Annotated in this window: 16 protein-coding genes; 8 read left to right on the top strand and 8 right to left on the bottom strand. The window is 57.0% G+C overall.

Going from position 1 to position 18,734, the window contains the following annotated elements; genetic code table 11:
* Position 1 precedes the first annotated feature (1 nt).
* Together aat and AC01ZF_RS12375 are read left to right on the top strand one after the other, a co-directional pair.
* Entirely contained in the window at positions 2-598 is a 597-nt protein-coding gene (aat, locus tag AC01ZF_RS12380; RefSeq protein ID WP_424676416.1) for a leucyl/phenylalanyl-tRNA--protein transferase, read from the top strand.
* A 69-nt stretch (positions 599-667) separates the two neighbouring features.
* Positions 668-1,906 (top strand): J domain-containing protein, encoded by a 1,239-nt coding sequence (locus AC01ZF_RS12375; RefSeq protein WP_424676415.1) that lies wholly within the window; start codon positions 668-670, stop codon positions 1,904-1,906.
* A 29-nt stretch (positions 1,907-1,935) separates the two neighbouring features.
* Here the strand turns inward: AC01ZF_RS12375 and AC01ZF_RS12370 are convergent, their stop codons facing one another.
* Complete coding sequence (locus AC01ZF_RS12370) at positions 1,936-3,180, bottom strand: TolB family protein (RefSeq protein WP_424676414.1); 1,245 nt, start codon at positions 3,178-3,180, stop codon at positions 1,936-1,938.
* 283 nt (positions 3,181-3,463) lie between these two features.
* Between AC01ZF_RS12370 and AC01ZF_RS12365 the strand changes: the two genes are divergently transcribed.
* The 3 genes from AC01ZF_RS12365 to AC01ZF_RS12355 all read left to right on the top strand — a co-directional run bounded on the left by AC01ZF_RS12365 (position 3,464) and on the right by AC01ZF_RS12355 (position 7,970).
* The gene (locus AC01ZF_RS12365; RefSeq protein ID WP_424676563.1) at positions 3,464-4,912 is read left to right on the top strand and encodes an isochorismate synthase; all 1,449 of its coding nucleotides are present in this window, start codon (positions 3,464-3,466) and stop codon (positions 4,910-4,912) included.
* A gap of 113 nt (positions 4,913-5,025) precedes the next feature.
* Entirely contained in the window at positions 5,026-6,795 is a 1,770-nt protein-coding gene (menD, locus tag AC01ZF_RS12360) for a 2-succinyl-5-enolpyruvyl-6-hydroxy-3-cyclohexene-1-carboxylic-acid synthase (RefSeq protein ID WP_424676562.1), read from the top strand.
* Positions 6,792-7,970, top strand: coding sequence for an aspartate aminotransferase family protein (locus tag AC01ZF_RS12355; RefSeq protein WP_424676561.1), 1,179 nt, complete (start codon positions 6,792-6,794; stop codon positions 7,968-7,970). The genes menD and AC01ZF_RS12355 overlap by 4 nt, the downstream gene beginning before the upstream one ends.
* Before the next feature lie 48 nt (positions 7,971-8,018).
* On the opposite strand, the gene AC01ZF_RS12350 is transcribed toward AC01ZF_RS12355, so the two are convergent.
* Complete coding sequence (locus AC01ZF_RS12350) at positions 8,019-9,989, bottom strand: tRNA uridine-5-carboxymethylaminomethyl modification enzyme MnmG/GidA (RefSeq protein ID WP_424676560.1); 1,971 nt, start codon at positions 9,987-9,989, stop codon at positions 8,019-8,021.
* A 68-nt stretch (positions 9,990-10,057) separates the two neighbouring features.
* Here AC01ZF_RS12350 and AC01ZF_RS12345 point away from each other — a divergent pair, with 68 nt between their 5' ends.
* Complete coding sequence (locus tag AC01ZF_RS12345; protein ID WP_476575385.1) at positions 10,058-11,005, top strand: response regulator; 948 nt, start codon at positions 10,058-10,060, stop codon at positions 11,003-11,005.
* Positions 11,006-11,163: 158 nt separating this feature from the next.
* On the opposite strand, the gene AC01ZF_RS12340 is transcribed toward AC01ZF_RS12345, so the two are convergent.
* Positions 11,164-11,703, bottom strand: a complete 540-nt coding sequence (locus AC01ZF_RS12340; protein ID WP_476575384.1) for a cob(I)yrinic acid a,c-diamide adenosyltransferase — start codon at positions 11,701-11,703, stop codon at positions 11,164-11,166.
* Between the two features lie 241 nt (positions 11,704-11,944).
* On the opposite strand from AC01ZF_RS12340, the gene AC01ZF_RS12335 reads away from it, so the two are divergent.
* Positions 11,945-12,883, top strand: coding sequence for a cation diffusion facilitator family transporter (locus AC01ZF_RS12335; RefSeq protein WP_424676557.1), 939 nt, complete (start codon positions 11,945-11,947; stop codon positions 12,881-12,883).
* Positions 12,884-12,945: 62 nt separating this feature from the next.
* Here the strand turns inward: AC01ZF_RS12335 and AC01ZF_RS12330 are convergent, their stop codons facing one another.
* The 5 genes from AC01ZF_RS12330 to AC01ZF_RS12310 all read right to left on the bottom strand — a co-directional run bounded on the left by AC01ZF_RS12330 (position 12,946) and on the right by AC01ZF_RS12310 (position 17,161).
* The gene (locus AC01ZF_RS12330; RefSeq protein ID WP_424676556.1) at positions 12,946-14,817 is read right to left on the bottom strand and encodes a DUF5671 domain-containing protein; all 1,872 of its coding nucleotides are present in this window, start codon (positions 14,815-14,817) and stop codon (positions 12,946-12,948) included.
* Positions 14,817-15,308, bottom strand: a complete 492-nt coding sequence (locus AC01ZF_RS12325) for a nuclear transport factor 2 family protein (protein WP_424676555.1) — start codon at positions 15,306-15,308, stop codon at positions 14,817-14,819. The genes AC01ZF_RS12330 and AC01ZF_RS12325 overlap by 1 nt, the downstream gene beginning before the upstream one ends.
* Positions 15,309-15,434: 126 nt before the next feature.
* A complete protein-coding gene (locus AC01ZF_RS12320) occupies positions 15,435-16,040 on the bottom strand; it encodes a metal-binding protein (protein ID WP_424676554.1) in 606 nt (201 codons plus the stop codon).
* A 24-nt stretch (positions 16,041-16,064) separates the two neighbouring features.
* A complete protein-coding gene (locus AC01ZF_RS12315; protein ID WP_424676553.1) occupies positions 16,065-16,334 on the bottom strand; it encodes a hypothetical protein in 270 nt (89 codons plus the stop codon).
* Complete coding sequence (locus AC01ZF_RS12310; RefSeq protein ID WP_424676552.1) at positions 16,334-17,161, bottom strand: glycosyltransferase 87 family protein; 828 nt, start codon at positions 17,159-17,161, stop codon at positions 16,334-16,336. Before AC01ZF_RS12310 ends, AC01ZF_RS12315 begins: the two co-directional genes overlap by 1 nt.
* A 202-nt stretch (positions 17,162-17,363) precedes the next feature.
* Between AC01ZF_RS12310 and AC01ZF_RS12305 the strand changes: the two genes are divergently transcribed.
* Positions 17,364-18,734: an ATP-binding protein gene (locus tag AC01ZF_RS12305; RefSeq protein ID WP_428112362.1), complete on the top strand. Its 1,371-nt coding sequence runs from the start codon at positions 17,364-17,366 to the stop codon at positions 18,732-18,734.

The raw sequence follows: 18,734 nt of genomic DNA, 5'->3' as shown, positions 1-18,734 counted from the left end.
TATGTCGACCGGTCGCCTGACACCTGAGTTGTTACTGGCTGCCTATCGCCAGGGCATTTTTCCGATGGCCGATGAGCGTGGTGAGATCGGGTGGTACGAACCAATCCGGCGCGCAATTATCCCGCTTGATGAACGGTTTCACGTACCACGCCGGTTAGCCCGCACCGTGCGATCAGGCTTCTTTACCGTGACCTACGATGCAGCGTTTGAACAGGTTATCACTGCTTGTGCCGAACCGGCACCGAGCCGTGAGTCAACCTGGATTTCGCCGGAGATTATTCGAGCTTACAGTGAACTGCATCGGTTAGGTCATGCGCATAGTGTCGAATGTTGGCGTGATGGTCAGTTGGCCGGTGGATTGTACGGCGTGGCGGTGGGTGGCCTGTTTGCCGGCGAAAGTATGTTTCACCGCGTGCGTGATGCTAGTAAGGTTGCATTAGTGCATCTTGTTGAGCGGCTCCGGCGCGGTGGATTTGTGTTGCTGGATTCGCAATTTATCGTCGGGCCGCACTTGTTGCAGTTTGGGACAATTGAGATCTCACGGGCTGAGTATCACCGCTTGCTCCGAGCAGCGCTCCAAGTACGGGCAGTCTGGTAAGGAAGCGCACCCGTTTGTTCTCACGCACCCTCATAGTATGCTATAATCCGCAACGCGAAAGGGGGTTGCGTGAACGACGATTTTGAACAACTCGACGACTACGCTATTCTTGGTGTCCGGCCTGGAGCGTCGCCTAACGAGATCAAACAGGCGTACCTTAAGCAGATTAGCCACTACCATCCAGATCGTTTTGCTGGCGCACCTCCGGCGGAACAAGAGTACGCCGCTCGTCGCGCACGGCGCATTAATCAAGCGTACCAAAACTTGCGAAAGCGACGTCCGTCGGCTGTACCTTCTGTCTCGGTTCAACGTGACTATCAAGCCGAGTTGTACGATCAAGCACAAAAGCATCTCGCTGCCGGGAGACGCTTGCAGGCCCTGGCAACACTCCGTGAGCTACAGCAGATCAATCCGTGGTACCGTGATTGCGCTACCCTCATCGCCGAACTTGAAGCAGAGTATCAACCGGTAGCAACCGCCGGTAGGCGCCCTGTTTCGCGTCGCACGATCTTGGCCGTAGCGGCCGGCAGCCTGACCTTTGCGTTTCTCGGATGGTACGGCTGGCGACAATTCCAAGGGACGCAGACGGCATCAGGGTCGGTAGGTGCTACCATGCCAACGCCCACGACAGCCGCACCGGCGCCAACCACCGCACCTTCACCGGCTTTAACCCTCTCGCCAACGGCAACCCGCACGCCGGTACCAACCGCGACACCGATGCCGACTCCCACAGCGACGGTGAAACCTTCTCCTTCACCATTACCAAACCCAACGATTACCGGTGGACCAATCGTGTATCAGGCTGATTTTGGCCTGAACAGCGACTGGCCGACGGCTAACGGCAACGGTTGGAGTGTCGGTGCGCGCGACGGGAGCTACATCATTCAAACGAATGTTGGTCTTGGAGATATTTGGGCGTTTCGCACTGCGTCGATTGGACCTGATATGATCGTCGAAGTGACGGTGGATGTGCGCGGTGATTGGGCCGGTCTCGTTTTGCGGTTCAACGATCCACAGCGTTACATCCGTTTTCTGATCAACCCGGCTAATGATACATTCCGCTGCGATGAACGTAACGGTGATCAACGGACGTTGTTCGCTGAAGGTAGTGTGAGCCTTGACGAACGCACTCGCCTTGTAGCCCGTCTTGAGGGAGAGACCATCGAGCTGTGGATCAATGACCAACAAATAAGCGCCATTACCAGTGCTACACTGGCTCCAGATACGCGCTACGGATTCGTGGCGCTGGCCGAGCGTACTCCCACCACCGCGATCTTTCGCGATTTAGTCATCCGTGCGCTCCGTTAGCTCTGCAACTTGTTATCCGACAAACGGTGTTAGCGGCGTGGAGGTAACCACATCGCCAGCGTTCCATCGCTGTGGCGTTTGGCGATGCCACGCCCGACATCCAACACGTAGACCCCATCGCGAGCGCTGTATACTAAGGCCCGGCCATCATGTGACCAGAGATCGAATGACAACGCATAGGCATCGAAATAGTTGATCTGGGCTAAGAACGCATCGCTTGGCGCGAAAGTTGTGAGTGAGCGCGGTGTACCACCGGTACGGTTTACAACCTGCCAACGCACTTGGACAAAACCATCGGTGGTGCGTCCGGCGGGGGTGAGGTATGCGATCTGTTCACCGGTTGGCGACCAGAAAAATGCGATGACGTTGTCATTCGCTGCCGAAAGTGTCTGCACCTTGCCGTCAAGCCCAACCAGTTTTAGCGGTCCAAAACCATTGGGACCAACCGTTGTGTAGGCAATTTCGTCGCTTTGCGGAGAGCGGCTAAAGATAATTGCTGCCATTGGTTCGCGAGCCAAAGCTTGGGCTTGGGTTTCACCGACCTTCACACGAGAGAGGACACTTTCCACCTTCTCGACCATCGGTGGTCCTTCTACCGGTGGCTGAGCCACATAGAAAAAACTCTCCCCATCAATACTCCATGCTGGGACCTGAAAAAAGCCGGGGTCGTTGAGTTCGTAGAGCGGTTGTTGCCGACCGGGTTGCACTGTTATGACGCGGCCGTCTTCAAACAGTGAGCCGTCGATATGGACGAGGAGTGATGAGCTGTCGGGTTGCCAAGCCAGATATAATGAACCTGTTGAGCTACTAACTAGCTCTGCGGGTCGTGAACCATCGGCCGGGACAATGTGTAACCCCAAGCCACGGGCGCGGTTCGATAGGAACGAGAGTGAGCGGCTGTCGGGTGACCAGACGATGTAGAGTGGCGGGTTGATCGTTGAGCGGTACAGTTCGAGACGATTGCCGGTCGTTAAATCGATCACACGCAGCACGCTGGCATTCCCTTCCTGACCAATATATGCGATCCGGGTGCCATCGGGGGCTAATGCCGGGAAGCGAAACAACTCTGGACTGATGTCTTCGGCAAGTACTTGGACGGTGCCTTGACGATCGATGAGCGCTAATCTGCGATCTGGGCCTACGACCAGTAGTTTTTGGTCGAGTGGCCGATTGGTGAATAGGAGGAAGGTGATGATCCCGGCACTGAGGGTGCCGATCAGGATAATGATGCTAAGTAGGCCGATGAGCGTCAGAAGGATCCGCCGCGCAGCCATGGGGTTGCTCCTTTCCGGGAACAGGATGGTGTATAAGTAGTATAACAAGATTTTTTAACGCTAAGGCGCAGAGGACGCTAAGGCGCGGAGGGGTTAACGCTAAGGCGCAGAGGACGCTAAGGCGCGGAGGCGAAGAAGCAGCAACTCCTCTTTTTCCTGTTGCGAAACGTGTTACTATGTACATAGCAGGTCGCTTTTCGACCGAATACACTGGTTACCATAGGGGTCTTGCAAAAATAATGTTGTAGCTCGCCTTTTCGACAGAAGGCCCGCGTTGGAACATATGGCAAATCCACTTCTTGGGGTGCGGGTAACGACCGCAACTCTTCGCGAAGTGCCTCGTATGGAGGCAGCAGCCGAGATTGCCCGACGCCGTGCGCGCGAATTAGAACGTCCTGTTTTGGTCAGCGTGACAACACAAGTTGGTTTGCGTGATCCGCTAGCGTTATTCGCTCGTGGCGCCGGTGTGACCCATAACCGCTTTTTTTGGAGTGTGCCGGCAGCCGATTTCGAGATTACCGGTCTGGGGGCAGCATGGAGCTTTACGCCCCCTCTCTCAACCGATCGCTTTGCCGCCAGTGCTGAGGCATGGCGGCAATTGATGGCTGAAGCAGTGATTGATGCCGACCGTGATATACCGGTGCAGGGACCGCTGGCGGTAGCCGGGTTTCGTTTTGATCCCGATCAGCCTCCGAGCGAGCTGTGGCGTGATTATCCCCATGCGCTACTCGTGGTGCCACGCTTGTTGATCGTGCGTCACGGTGATGTCACTACCTTAACGGTGAACGGTATGGTCGATGCGCAGAGTTCGACCCTGGCACTGGGAGCGGCAGCAGCCCGTCGCTTGCAAGCGCTGATCGGGTTGTCGTGGCGGCCTGGCCGACCACCGCTGGATGTGCAAGTTGATGTATCGCTCGATCCTGACGTGTGGAAGGCGATTGTTGCCGATGCTATTACCGATTTGCGTGCCGGCACGCTCGAGAAGGTGGTGTTGGCCCGTGCCGTGCGGTTACGTGGACCAGAGCCGTTCGATACGGCGGCTACCCTCGATACGCTGCGTCGTGATTATCCGCATACCTTTATCTTTGCGGTAGCACGCGGTGGACGCACATTTCTGGGGGCTTCTCCCGAACGCTTGGTGTCTCTGCGTAATGGCGATGTGGCCGCTTCGGCGTTAGCCGGTTCGGCGCCACGTGGAAAAACGCCTGAAGAAGATGCTGCGTTGGCTTCGGCACTATTGCAAAGCGAAAAGGATCGTGCCGAACACGCTTTTGTCGTGCAGATGATACGGGCAGCGCTGACCGATTACTGCGACACGGTTCAAGCACCTGAGTTGCCTACGATTATGCAGGTGCGGAATGTCCAACATCTGTTTACGCCGATCACGGCCCGCATCCGTCCCGGTTACGATATCTTTGATCTGGTACGGCGGCTGCATCCTACGCCGGCAGTTGGTGGAAAGCCGGGTCGGGCGGCATTGGCTTGGATTCGCGCCCGTGAACAGCTCGACCGCGGTTGGTATGCCGCACCGGTTGGGTGGGTGGATGCGCGTGGTGATGGCGAGTTCGCTGTAGCATTGCGTTCGGCATTGATCGGTCGCCGTGAAGCGACGTTGTTTGCCGGTTGTGGTATTGTGGCCGCTTCTGATCCTGAACGCGAATTGGCCGAGACTCGGATAAAGTTGCGCGCAATGCTGGGCGCACTCGGTGTTAGTGATGAGATGGTAGGGTAAACGATGCGGTGTCGCGGAGCTGCATGCGGTGGCGAAGTGTGTGATCGTGTGCGATCCGCAACCCGTGTTCGCGGCGTGCGCATGGATGCGACATTGCTGTTATGAGGTTTCATATGGATTCTCCCGCGCACGTGACAACCCTGACTCGGTGGGTGGCAACAATTGCCCAAGGTTTGGCGGCAGGTGGAGTGCGGGATGTTGTGGTGTGTCCTGGTTCGCGGAGCACACCACTGGCGTTGGCCGTAGCACGCTCACCTCATTTGCGGGTTTGGATGCACATCGATGAGCGATCGGCAGGCTTTTTCGCGCTTGGGCTGGCTCGTGCGCGCAGTGCGCCGGTTGCCGTGCTCTGTACTTCGGGGACGGCGGTGGCCAATCTGTTGCCGGCAGTGGTTGAAGCCAATTTAGCTCGGGTACCGTTGTTGTTGCTAACCGCCGACCGTCCGCACGAACTACGTGATAACGGCGCCCCACAGACGATTGATCAGGTCGGGATTTTTAGTCGTAATCCACGCTGGTCGGTTGATTTGCCCACGCCTCAGGACGAGGCCTTGCCATATCTCCGCGCAACGATGGGGCGGGCAATCGGCGTAGCCCGTAGCACACCGGCCGGTCCAGTACACCTGAATCTACCCTTTCGCGAGCCGTTAGTACCCGACCGGGCGTTGCTGGCGAGACTACTGGCCGAACCGGTGGCACCGGTATCGGTGATGCCGTCGCGCCGGATGGTGGGTGGTACCGAGATAGCAACCTTAGCAACGAGCCTTGCTGAGTATCGACGGGGTCTGATCATTGCCGGACCCGATTGCCCACCCGATCTTGGTCCTTTGCTAGTACGGTTAGCCCACCGTCTGCGCTTCCCGATCCTTGCCGACCCGTTGTCGGGTGTACGGTATGGATCACACACCGATGAGCTGGTACTTGGTGCGTATGACGCTTTTTTGCGTGATGAGCACTTTGCCGCTACGTATGTTCCCGAAGTGGTGCTGCGTTTTGGTGCGATGCCAACCAGTAAGCCGGTTCTGCTGTACCTGCAACGGCATCCGCAGGTCCGCCAGATTGTGATCGACGGTGGCGCAGGCTGGCGTGAACCGACCAGCCTGGCGAATGAGCACGTGCCGGTTGACGAACATTGGTTTTGTCTGGCGCTGGCCGATGCACTGGCCTCGTCTCAACGCGAGGGGCCGACGCTGTGGTTGCGCGCGTGGTTGACGGCAGAACAAGCGGCGCGGTCGGTCATCCAGGATCATGTGTTGTCGCAGACGGCGATTAGCGAGCCGGGATTGTTTGCGCGATTAGCGATGTGGCTACCTGCCGGAACAACGTTGTTTGTCGGTAACTCGATGCCGGTGCGTGATTGCGATAGCTTTCTCGGCCCACGCACTGCACCGCTGACCGTACTCGGGAACCGTGGTGCGAATGGAATTGATGGCTTGGTTTCAACCGGCTTAGGCTTAGCCGCCGGTGGTGCAGCGCCATTGGTAATGGCTCTCGGCGATCTGTCGCTGTTGCACGATACCAATGGCTTGCTTGCCGCTCGTTTACATCAAATACATGCGACAATCCTCTTAATTAATAATGATGGTGGTGGTATTTTTTCGTTCCTACCACAAGCGAGTGAGACCGATCAGTTTGAGCTTCTGTTTGGCACACCGCACGGGATCGATTTTGCGCCGTTAGCGGCTTTGCATAATGCGCAGTACACGTTGGCGACAGATTGGTCGGTTGTACATACTGCCCTCACTGCCAGTTTTGCCGGCGGTTTGCACCTGATTGAAATCCGCACCCGCCGTGACCAAAATGTGATCGATCATCGCCGGATCTGGCCGTTGGTAAGCGCTGCGCTCAGCCGGGCCGGTGTGGTGGAAAGGATCGGTGCATGACGAATACCATGCTCACAAATGCCGAGATTATTGCCCAAGAAGCGCAGTACACCAGTGGTCTTTACCCTAAGCGACCATTGGCGATCGTGCGTGGCGAGGGTGCTCGTTTGTACGATGCCGAAGGACGAATGTACATTGACTGTGTGGGAGGTCAGGGGGCAGCTAATCTTGGTCACTGCCACCCGGCCATCGTCGCCGCTCTTCGCGAACAGTCTGAACGGCTGATAAGCTGTCCAGAAATCTTTCCTAATGATGTGCGGGCGGCGTATCTTCGTGAATTAACGGCTGCGCTCCCCTTTCCTGCGCGTATATTTCTGTGCAATAGTGGTACCGAAGCGGTCGAAGCAGCTTTGAAATTCGCTCGTTTGCTGACCGGACGCCCCGGTATCATTGCTACAATGCGCGGCTTTCATGGACGCACGATGGGTGCGCTGAGCGCGACTTGGGAGAGTAAGTATCGGGAGCCGTTTTTACCACTGGTACCGGAGTTTAGTCACGTGCCGTATGGTAATCTCGAAGCTCTGCGAGAAGCAATCAGTCCGCAAACGGCAGCCGTCTTGATCGAGCCGGTCCAAGGAGAGGGAGGGGTACGTCCTGCTCCGCCCGGCTATCTAGCCGGAGTAGCCGAGATTTGTGCGGCAAACGGTTCGTTGGTATTGGTTGATGAAGTACAAACCGGCTTTGGCCGAACCGGCAAGCTGTTTGCAATCGAACACGATGGGATCGTGCCTGATATGTTGATTTTGGCGAAGAGTATCGCCGCGGGGATACCGATGGGCGCCGTCGCTATCCACGAACGCTTCGGTCCGTTACCGCCCGGTAGCCACGGTTCGACCTTTGGTGGTAATCCATTGGCGTGTGCAGCGGCTCGTGCAGCCTTGCGCGTCTACCGTGAGGAGTGCATCCCTGAACAGGCAGCGGTAAAGGGTGCGTGGCTCATGCAGGCGTTGCGTGAGCTAAAGCTGCCTACTGTGCGTGAAATACGCGGGTTGGGCTTGTTGGTCGGTCTTGAACTCAAAAACCGTTCACAACCGGCGATTGCAGCGCTGATCGAGCATGGAGTTTTAGCACTTCCTGCCGGTCCGAATGTGCTACGCCTGCTGCCGCCGTTAGTCATTCAAATGGAAGAGCTTGAGCAGGTGGTACGCGCGATTGATGCCGTATTGGGTGCCTAGCTCGGGTATGGATTGCGGAAGCAGGGCTTCCGCAATCCCGATGCTCGCTTACGAATTGTACGTCGTTTCACTGTCGGTGTGGACTTGCCGACGTTCTAACGCAAACAAGATAATCGCTACATCGGCGGGGTTGATCCCGGCCAATCGTCCAGCTTGACCAAGGGTTGCCGGGCGGAAGCGCATCAACACCTGCCGGGCCTCGTTGCGCAGCCCCGGCAACGTTGTGTAATCGAAATTGGGTGGGATGCGGCGATGCTCCATCTTCTGCATCCGGGCCACTTCCCGCTCTTGACGCGCAATATACCCTCTGTATTTGCAACCGATCTCTACCTGTTCGGCTACCGGTGGTGATAGATCGGGCAGATCGGGTATGGCGGTGCGCAGTTGCCGGTACGACACATCTGGTCGAGCCAGCACTTCGGCGACAGTAGCCGGCTGGTTGAGTGGTTTGATGCCCTGTGCTTCGAGCGCGCTGTTGATCGTAGCCGAGGGAAAAATACGCCGTTCGTGCATCTGCTGTAATGCTTGCCCGGCCTGTCGTCGCCGCTGTTCAACCACTGCTGCGCGGTTGCCATCGACCAAGCCAAGCCGATAGGCAAGGGGGGTCAATCGCAGATCAGCATTGTCACCGCGCAGCAGGAGGCGATACTCGGCGCGGGAAGTAAACATTCGATACGGTTCACGAATCTCCTTTGTCGTCAGGTCATCGATCAGGACACCAATGTACGCCTCGGCGCGACCTAATATTACCGGCGGTTTACCTTGGACATAGTGTGCCGCATTGATACCGGCCATTAACCCTTGAGCGGCTGCCTCTTCGTACCCGGTCGTTCCGTTGATCTGTCCGGCAAAGAAGAGACCGCGTAAGCGGCGGGTTTGCATATCGGCAGTAATCTCGCCGGCTGCAACCGCGTCGTACTCAATGGCATAACCGATCCGCATCAGTTCGACGTTGCGCAAGGCCGGGATCGAATGCAGCATTGCCCATTGCACGTCTTCTGGCAAAGATGTGTTGCATCCCTGTACATAGACCTCGGCGGTTGTCCAGCCCTCGGGTTCGAGAAACAAGCTATGGCGCTCTTTATCGGCAAAACGCACAATCTTGTCTTCAATGCTCGGGCAATAGCGCGGCCCGACTCCTTCGATAATGCCACTAAAGAGCGGGGCCCGATGCAAATTTTGCCGAATGATCGCGTGAAACTCCGGGGTGGTATGCACCTGATAGCAGGGTAACTGAGGACGCCAACCATTGAGTTGTGGATGCGGATACACCGGCGCCGGCGGGCCATGATATTCGGGGGGTGGGATGGTTTCACCTAATTCGGCATAGTAATGGCCGAACGCCAGCGGCTTGTCGCTGCCCGGCTGTAGTTCGGTCAGAGAGAAGTCGATGGTTGCGGCTGCCAGGCGTGGTGGCGTTCCGGTCTTGAGACGTACCAGCGGAAAGCCGAGCGCCGCGAGGTCTTCACTCAAGGCCATTGCCGGTGCTTCACCAGCCCGGCCGGCTCCCCATACCACTTCGCCGGTAATCGCCCGCCCGCGCAAGAAGGTACCGGTCGTCAGGATGACTGCCGGTGCGAGATAACGCCAACCGGTGTGAGTCGTTACCGTAAAGCATTGGGTATCGGCATTAGGTGGAGCAATCCGTTCTACCATTGCCTGGCGTAGATCGAGATTGGGTACCCGTTCGAGCGTCTCTTTCATCAAGCGCGCATACAGGCGCTTATCGCACTGGGCACGTAATGACTGTACTGCCGGTCCCTTGCTCTCATTGAGCAGCCGAATCTGGATGGCGCTACGATCGGTAATACGCCCCATCAGGCCGCCCATCGCGTCAATCTCGCGCACCAAATGCCCCTTCGCCGGCCCGCCGATACTCGGATTGCACGACATATGGGCCAGCTTGTCGAGATCAATCGTCAACAACAGTGTCCGGCACCCCAGCCGGGCCGCAGCGTGAGCCGCTTCGCAACCGGCGTGGCCGGCACCTACTACAATCACATCGTACCGTGTCTGCATAATAACGAACGTGGTATAATGACGCAGCCTGTGACCAAAGTCGTTCGCTGCACATCAAATAAGCCGATATGCGAACCATTCTTATTATAGACGATGATGTCGCCTTTACGGCGAAATTGAAAGCACAACTCAGCGAGGCCGGTTATCGCGTGTTAAACAGTATGGTGCTTGCCCATGCCGAGCGCGAGTGTGCTCGTGAACGCCCCGATCTGGTATTACTCGAAGTACGCACCGAGCGTGATGCCGGTTGGGAAGCGTTACCCCGTTTAGCCGCGTTCCAGCCGGTGATTGTATTGAGTAGCGCCGGCCTCGAAGAGGATGTGATGCGCGGGTTTGCCGCCGGAGCAGCCGATTACATTACCAAGCCGTACCGCACCGGCGAGTTATTGGCACGGATTCAGGCTCGGATGTTGCCGGAAGCGCCGGTGATCGCGCCGACCAACCCCAAAACTACTGTGATCGAGGAGACGACACCTGTGAGTACGAACCGTCGCACTAACGGTGAAGAAGCTACCGAGCCGGTTTTTATGAGCGAAGCCGAGGAACTGGCGCTGTTGCGTCAAAGCGAACAGGCACCCATCCGCCAGTTGAGCGAGAGTGAACAACATGCCAGTTTGGGCCACCGGCTCCGCGCCGAGCGTCAGCGCCGCCACTTGACGTTGGTGCAGATCGAGAATGACATTAAGGTGCGGATGTATTATCTGCAAGCGATTGAAGATGAGCAATGGTCGCTATTACCACGTGGACCGGCAGCCTTGCGGATGATCCGCACATATGCCGGCTATTTTGGGATCGACTCGTCGGCGGCTGAGACCGAGTACCGGTCGCGCTATCAGGTTGAGGAAAAGACACCGTCGTTTTCGTTTACGGTTGGTAATGTCAATACACGACTTCCACGTCGTTCCCCACCGCGCTGGCTGATAGTGACTCTTGCTATCGTGTTAGCATTAGCGATTGCTGGTGGTGCGATCTATTATTTTGACCCTGCCTTCTTTAGTCAATTCATTGGCGGTTGATCAACGGGGATGGGTTCGGTCACACGTTCCGCATGGTGAGAGAGGTTGATAACACGGACGATATTGGAACGTTGCGGTCGTAGGTTTCGCGGATACGATAGGGGTGCAGCGACACAGCGCTACTGCACCCCTATGCTATGTGTATTGCTACGGCGTGCTCATGGCTTTCGCCACGGAACATCATCGACACCCGCCCGTGCGTTGGCGATGCGTGCGGCAACAAATAAGAAATCCGACAGGCGATTGAGGTAGGGGAGCAACTCTGGATTGATTGCCTCTTCGGCGGCAAGTGAAACAACTACTCGTTCTGTGCGACGGCAAATGGTGCGTGCCAAATGCAGATACGCTGCTACAATTGTCCCCCCGGGCAGAATAAACTGCTGGAGCGGTGCGAGTTCCGTCTCCATCGCATCAATCTGCGCTTCGAGAAAGGCCGTCATTGCCGCGGAAACCCGTGGAATGTACGGTGAGTCGTTGGGTGAGGCCAGATCGGCGCCGACAACGAAAAGCTGATTTTGTACCTCTGCTAATACTGCATCGAGCGTCGGCTCGGGGCCGGCTGCTCGCGCCACGCCAATCGCCGAGTTGCATTCGTCGGCGGTTCCATATGCCTCGACCCGCAGTACGTCTTTGCGTACTCGTGGGCCACCAAAGAGACCGGTTTCACCGGTATCGCCGGTGCGGGTGTAGATTTTCATACCGTTACTCACATCTAGCAGGCAATAACACCTAAACGACACTTGACCTGTTGAGCAATGTTACTATCGTAGTATACACGAGAACCCAGCCAATTTTTGGTATTACAAAATCCCATCTCGACCCCTCCGAAGAATTGGCTGCGATCTTGCCAAAACCACCACTTTCAGACTATCTTGAGCATGATTGGGCAACGCACGTGCGTGCCAATAGACGAGCGCAATGTGACAGCGGAGCAAACCTGTGAACGAACGTCAAACCCTTACTCGCTACGCATGGTTATCGATTGGGGCGGCGGTCGTAACAATTATCCTCAAACTAATCGCCTATCTGTTAACCGACTCTATCGGTATGCTGGCCGATGCCGTCGAATCGTTGGTAAATCTGGCCGCCGCATTGATGGCGTTGTGGATGCTGACCATTGCGGCTCGTCCTGCCGATCGCGATCACACCTACGGTCATGACAAAGCCGAATATTTTGCCGGCGCAATTGAAGGGGTTTTAATCATTATTGCCGCTATCGGGATTGGCTGGACGGCAATGATGCGCTTGTTTGCACCGCAGCCTCTCGATCATACGGTAACCGGATTGGTTGTGGCCGGGATTGCCACGCTGCTCAACGGTGCAGTGGCAATGATCCTACTGAGGGCGGGAAAGCGCTACGATTCGCTCACGCTCGAAGCCGATGGTCAGCATCTGCTGACCGACGTCTGGACATCGTTGGCGGTGGTAGCTGGGGTTGGGCTAGTTACGCTGACCGGCTGGTATATCCTCGACCCGCTGATTGCCTTGGCAGTAGCGGCAAACATCACCTTCACCGGAGTGCAACTGGTACGGCGAGCGGTGTTGGGCTTGATGGATACCGCGCTGTCCGATGATGAGCTAGCGGCTATTCAGAACGCGCTCGCCGATCTCGGTGATTATGGCTGTGATTATCACGCCTTGCGCACTCGCCAATCCGGCGCGCGCCGCTTTATCTCGTTTCACCTGCTCGTGCCCGACACATGGAGCATCCAGCAGGCGCACGCGATGGCCGAACAGGTTGAGGCTGCGGTGCGGGCCGCGGTACCCAACAGCACCGTCTTCACCCACCTCGAACCGCGCAACGATCCGGTGGCGCTGGCCGATATTGCGCTCGATCGGGCGGATGAAGCGGAGCATGTCGATCCGGTTGCTCGTTAACCCCTTGGTGGGCCGCACTGGGATGCGGCCCATGTCTCCCACGATGTCTTGGTGATCAGTCGTTACGTGAACGTAAACAACGCCACCTGTACCATCCCCACGATGATAAAGACCACGATCACGATTGCGACGATCGCCCCCACAATCGCCCCTGCCCCAACTCCACGCTGTGGGCGTAACGGTTCGCCGGCCAGCGTTTGCCGCACGGCTTGCGCAAGCTGGGCCGGAATATTCGCCATAGTTGCTGGCTCTATCCCAACCCAAGCCCAATTGGTGTTGGCTACTGGAACGAGCAACTTGCGCGCTGGGTAGCGATTGAGCCGGTTCGGATCGCTAGTTGGCTGCCACGTGCCGACAATGAGATCGGCGCTGGTCAGTTGCGCATCGGCATCGGGCGCGCCACCCACAATCGTAAGCGCCAGTTGCGGAAACTGTTGGCGTAACACGCCAGCGATCTGCTCAGCTAATTCGCCCTCAGCCACCACCGCTACCCGCACCTGCGCTTGCCGGCTCAATTCAGCCGCTTCGCGCATCCGGGTGTCAGCGCGCAATGCGAACCCATGCGTAATCAATACCCCTGCCGCTATCAGGCCAAACGCAATCGCTTGCGCCAGATCGGCCAACAAGTTGCCGCTGAATGGCTCACCCAACGCAATGCTAATCAAACGGAAGAGCATGTAGATCAAAGCCGAGAGCAGGGTGAGCGACGCGACGAACAAAAAGCCAAAGAGGTAGATCCGCCGTACCAGCGAGCTACGTTCGGCAACGCCGGTTTCGCCGGTCGTGGTGGCCGCACGTTGTATCTGCCGCCAGCATATTGCCCAGATTGTTAAGCCTGCGACCAGAGTCGCCCCAAACCACGCTAACGGTTCGCGCAGATCGGCGATCGCATCAGCGCCGGCAAACCCGCGAATAATGACGCTGAGCAGGCCGCCAATCCCGACCAGCGTGGCCACTTGGCCGATCGCAGCAACCAAATACCACGCCAGCCGCCGCACCCCCGCCTGCCGCGGCCCTTCAGCAATCGCCGCCGCGTCGGTTTGGATGACGGAAGCGTGGTAGAGCGCAACCACCGCCGAGACGACCATCGGCGCCATTACGTCGATGAGGTTGCCTTCGACCCTCAGACCCAACAGGCCGCGGAACACCCCAGCCAGCAAGAAGGTGGCGTTCGTCACGGCGGTGATGGTTGCGACGACAATCACCAGATAGAGGTAGAACTTGCGGAACGCCGAACTTCGCTCGTCTTCATCGGCGCTGGCAAAGAGACGCTGCGCCCGCCACCAATGGCCTAGCCAGACAATGACACCGATAAACACGTTCAGCATGGCGCTGATAAGGAGTTGGACGACGGCGGTGCCGCTCGCTGAGCTGAAAATGAGCCGGATGAGATCCATGACGCCATTCACCCAGATCACCAAACCGACCCCAGCGGCAAAGAGCAGGTAAACCCGCCGCACCAGCGCCCCTGCGCCAGCTAGCGGCGCTTGATGGGCATCATTGCGCGCCACGACGCTGTGATAGGCAAACAGCGCACCTAACACCAACGAGGCAATCACACCGTACCAGATTTGCGCTTGCGGATCGGTGCGGCGCGCACCGCTCAGCAATGCGAATACGGTATCGAGCAACTCATAGACACTGCCGGTCAACGGGATCAAAAACGCCGCTAGATTGCCATACAAGTAAAGCTTGCGTACTGCTGACGCGCGCTCGGCTTGATCGCGCCGTGCTAGACGCTCACTCCATAGCCAGTGGATCAACCAGAGCGGCAAACAGAGCACGAGCGCCGCTAGTTGGAACGCGGTTGCGCTGATTGATGGCCGGATAGATGCGACCAAGACGCCGTGCAGCAGCCAGATCAGCGACCATGCAAATCCTTGCAACCCGATCGTGGCACTGATGTAGAGATACCATCGCCGTACTACTGCCATCAGCAGCCCTCCTTCTGCTCCCAGCACCACATCCAGATCCGCCAGCCGGAACTGCTGGTCAGTTGCCAGCCAGCAGCCGTTTGCTCCAATTCCATCGTAAAGGTGCTGCTTGATTGCGAGCCGCCAAACAGACCGCCACGATAAACGTTCGTCTCTCGTACCGTTACTGTGGCCTGATTACCGTTGATCTCGGTATTGATGATCGCGTAGCTCGTATCGCTATCAGAAACACCGAAGCGCTGCAATTGCTCGCGCATGGCTTGCGCACTGCGCGGATAGCCGGGCAACATTGGCGAGAGATAGCTATAAGCGCGATCGTAATCGCCCCGTTGCACTGCCAATATGTAATTGAACGCCACATCTTCCGGGCCGTTACCGGCTCGATATTCCGGTGCGGCGCGCGCAAACACCACCACAACGGCGATAATCGCCAAGACCACGGCACCACCGACAATACTCCATAAGAAGCGGTCGCCCGATTGAATGCGCATAAGGATGATCCCTTTCTTTATCACCAGCAAGATGGTAACGCTATCTGCGCCACAATATTACACACGGCGCAATTCCTCACGCTCTTTTTCCTATCTTAGGTAAGACGTATTGAACATCCGAAAAGTTCACCGTCGCCGCTTGTGGCGTGGCTGCCACCGATCGTGGTCGCGATAACGCTGCCGTAATCGCCGGCCATGGCTTCCCAACAACCCATTGCCGTTCGTCACCAACCAGTCGGCGATCGTGTGTGCGGCGCTGCCGGTGCAGAACCCGATGACGAAAGCCCACGTCTCAGTAGAATGCGCTCGTATCAATTCTTGCACCCACGCTGCCCATTCGCGATGGTAGGCTGGCGTCGTCATGCCGAGTTGCCCCAGCCCCCAGACGACGGCAAACACCAACCCGTACACGACCGCTGCAAAATAGCCGAGCCGCAATAGTGGCGAAATGACGAGACTGTGGCTCCAAAAGCCGCGATGCGGGATGAGCCACATGTAAGGCCTCCAGATCCAGAAAAAGATCCCCCAGCGGTTGTCAATCGCCGAGTCAATGTCGAGGTCGGGCGAGAACATGATCCCCGATAGCAGATGGGCACCGCCGAGCCAGAGACTACAGGCGAGGGCTGTGTCTGGTGCAATCGGCGTGAATTCCAAACAGGCATAATACGCCAGCGGGGTGACGGCTGCGCCACTGAGTACTGTGATGAGATCATGAGCGCGAGCGGATGGCATAGGTTTACGATTGAGTCAATGGTCTCACGGCACGCTGGCCGTGCCACAGCCGAAGCGCCATAAGAATAAAAAGGATGCAGGCTTGTCCGACAAGGTCAACAGCGAAGATTTGGCGTTCTTGCAATTACTCAAGCCGGTGCTTGCTTGTTGCCATAGGAAGGGGAAGAGTGAACAGACGTGATCGTAGTTGTTAAAATAGGGAATGGCGAGAATTGCTACCAGCATTGCCCAGTATAAGCCGAGCTCAATGTTGAATGAGAGCGACGTTGCCCACAAAAACCAGCCGGCTTCCATCAGAGCAAAGAGCAACCCCCGGCATAAAGCGCAGTTGAGATGACGGGAGCACCAAACAACAAATGCACGGCCATAATCGATCCGCCCGAACAATTCGGATACACACCGAAATCGGGCAGACTGCGAAATATCGCTAACATAGCTAGATAATCGTTCAGCCACTGCGGATAAGCCAACGTTACTCCAGCCAGTAAGTCGAGGATCGCCGCTGTCACCCCGGCCAGCGCCCGCCATTGCCATGGCCGGCGCTGGATAACGAGCCAGCCGCCTGCAGCTACAAATGGTAGTACACCGACATGCGGCTTGAAGGTCATCAACAGCATCCCGATCACAAATAAACTGGCCGATTGGCGCGAGGCCGCGTAGATGACAATAGCAATCCCTAGCAAGATCGGCACAGTGAACTGGCCAACAGTGACCAGACTAATCACCGTTGGCGATACGATCATTACGCTCAACGCTACCATCCGCCATTTGGTTGACCACGGTAACGTGATCAGAATAACGCTACCAGCCAGCATGATCAAATTGATCCAAAACCACATGCGCGCAGCATGCTCAGGTGGTAGCCAGCCGAGAAAGAAGACGCTGTACGCAAACCATGGCGGATACACGTAGTGAGGATATTTGACAGTGTCGATGACTGGCCCGAAGAGTTGCCGCGCTAATCCTAATTGCGCGTCATAGTCGTAGAGACCGATGCCTCGCGTCAGCCCAAGGGTGAGAAAATCGGTCACGGCTGGAATTGGCAGTGGAATAAACGAAAGTGCGGCAATCATGATGACAAGCGCCGCTCCAACACCCATCACGCGCCCAATTTGCGACATTGCTACTCCTCAGTCTAACTGGGTATACCAGCCGATAAGCAGACGTTGTCCCATCAACGCTATACATCATTGCGAGGATGCGATCCGTCCACATTATCCTAATACTATACTGCACGAGCGCATCGGCTACGTAACAAGCTGCGCCGTACCTGCCAAGTAATGCTATAATAGCACAGGTGTTCGCTCTGTGGCGGAGGTTTGCATGGAATCTATCCCTCTCGCGGAACTACCCGACCAAGCGGCACATTTGCGCCTTGCCTTTGCAAATGAGCGCCAGCGTCCTGAGGAAATCGCCGAGACATTGGCTGCTTTGGCCAATGCTCACGGTGGTGTACTGATGATCGGTGGTGGACGAGAGGGGCAGCTCGCATCGCTCCGCGACCCGGCTACCGCAACCGAACTCGCACTTACGGCCGCACTTTCATGCACACCACCGCTGATCATTCCCTTACCGCAGGTCGTCTCCTATCAAGGAATGACCCTCTTGGCAGTGGAAGTACCGGCCGGCTTACCTTACGTCTATGCTGTTAATGGCCGCTATTTACGCCGCGAAGGGGCCAGCAACCAACCATTGTCACCGACAGCACTCCACCGCCTGTTTAGCGAGCGGGCAGAACTGGGTTGGGAACGGCAGGTGCCACCCGGCGCCTCCTTCGCTGAACTCGATCCTGACCTTATCACCTCCTACGCTCGCCGAGTCGGTCCACCTGCTGGCGACGACCCAATGACTCTGCTAACCCGTCGTGGCTGCCTCATCGATAATCAGCCGACGAATGCCGGTCTCTTGCTCTTTGGGCGGGATGTGGCTGTTCGATTTCCCCAAGCCGAAATTACCCTCGTGCGCTACCGCGGTCGTGAGCCGGACGATGTCTTCGAGCGTGCCGATATCTGCGCGCCATTGCCTGACGCTATCCGTCGTGCCGAACGCTGGCTGAACGATCATATGCGCAAAGGTTCGCGGATGATCGGCCTTGAACGCGAAGACTGGACGCAATTCCCACCGGCGGCCGTGCGCGAAGTATTGGTCAATGCAGTTGCCCATCGCGATTATGCAGCTCGTGGCGAAGGAATTCGTATCACCCTCTTCAGCGACCGGCTCGAAGTCTATTCACCCGGTCGTCTGCCCGGTCACGTCACCCTTGATAATATTCGTGCCGAACGCTTCTCGCGCAACCCGGCCATCGTGCAAGTCCTCGCCGATCTCGGTCTGGTTGAACGTCTCGGCTATGGGATCGACCGTATGCTGCGCCACCTGGCTGCTGCCGGCTTACCACCGGCTACTTTCCGTGAGACCGCTGCCGGTTTTTTGGTTATTTTGCCGGGACAGCCAATCGCTGAAGAGTTGCCCGGTGGTATTGATACGACGGCGTGGCGACGAATGGGTCTCAATGATCGACAAATCGATGCACTCCTCTTTGTTGTTGAACAGCAACGGATCACTAATCGCGATTTACAAGAGATGCATCCCGATGTTAGTCCCGAAACAATCCGCCGTGACCTGTCTGATCTTGTGAACCGTGGGCTTCTGCTCAAAGTAGGTGATAAGCGGGCAACATACTATATTCTCAAGTAG

Source organism: Chloroflexus sp. (assembly GCF_056331925.1).
The sequence above is the reverse complement of the archived record's forward strand: the minus strand, read 5'-3'. Positions and strand labels throughout refer to the sequence as shown.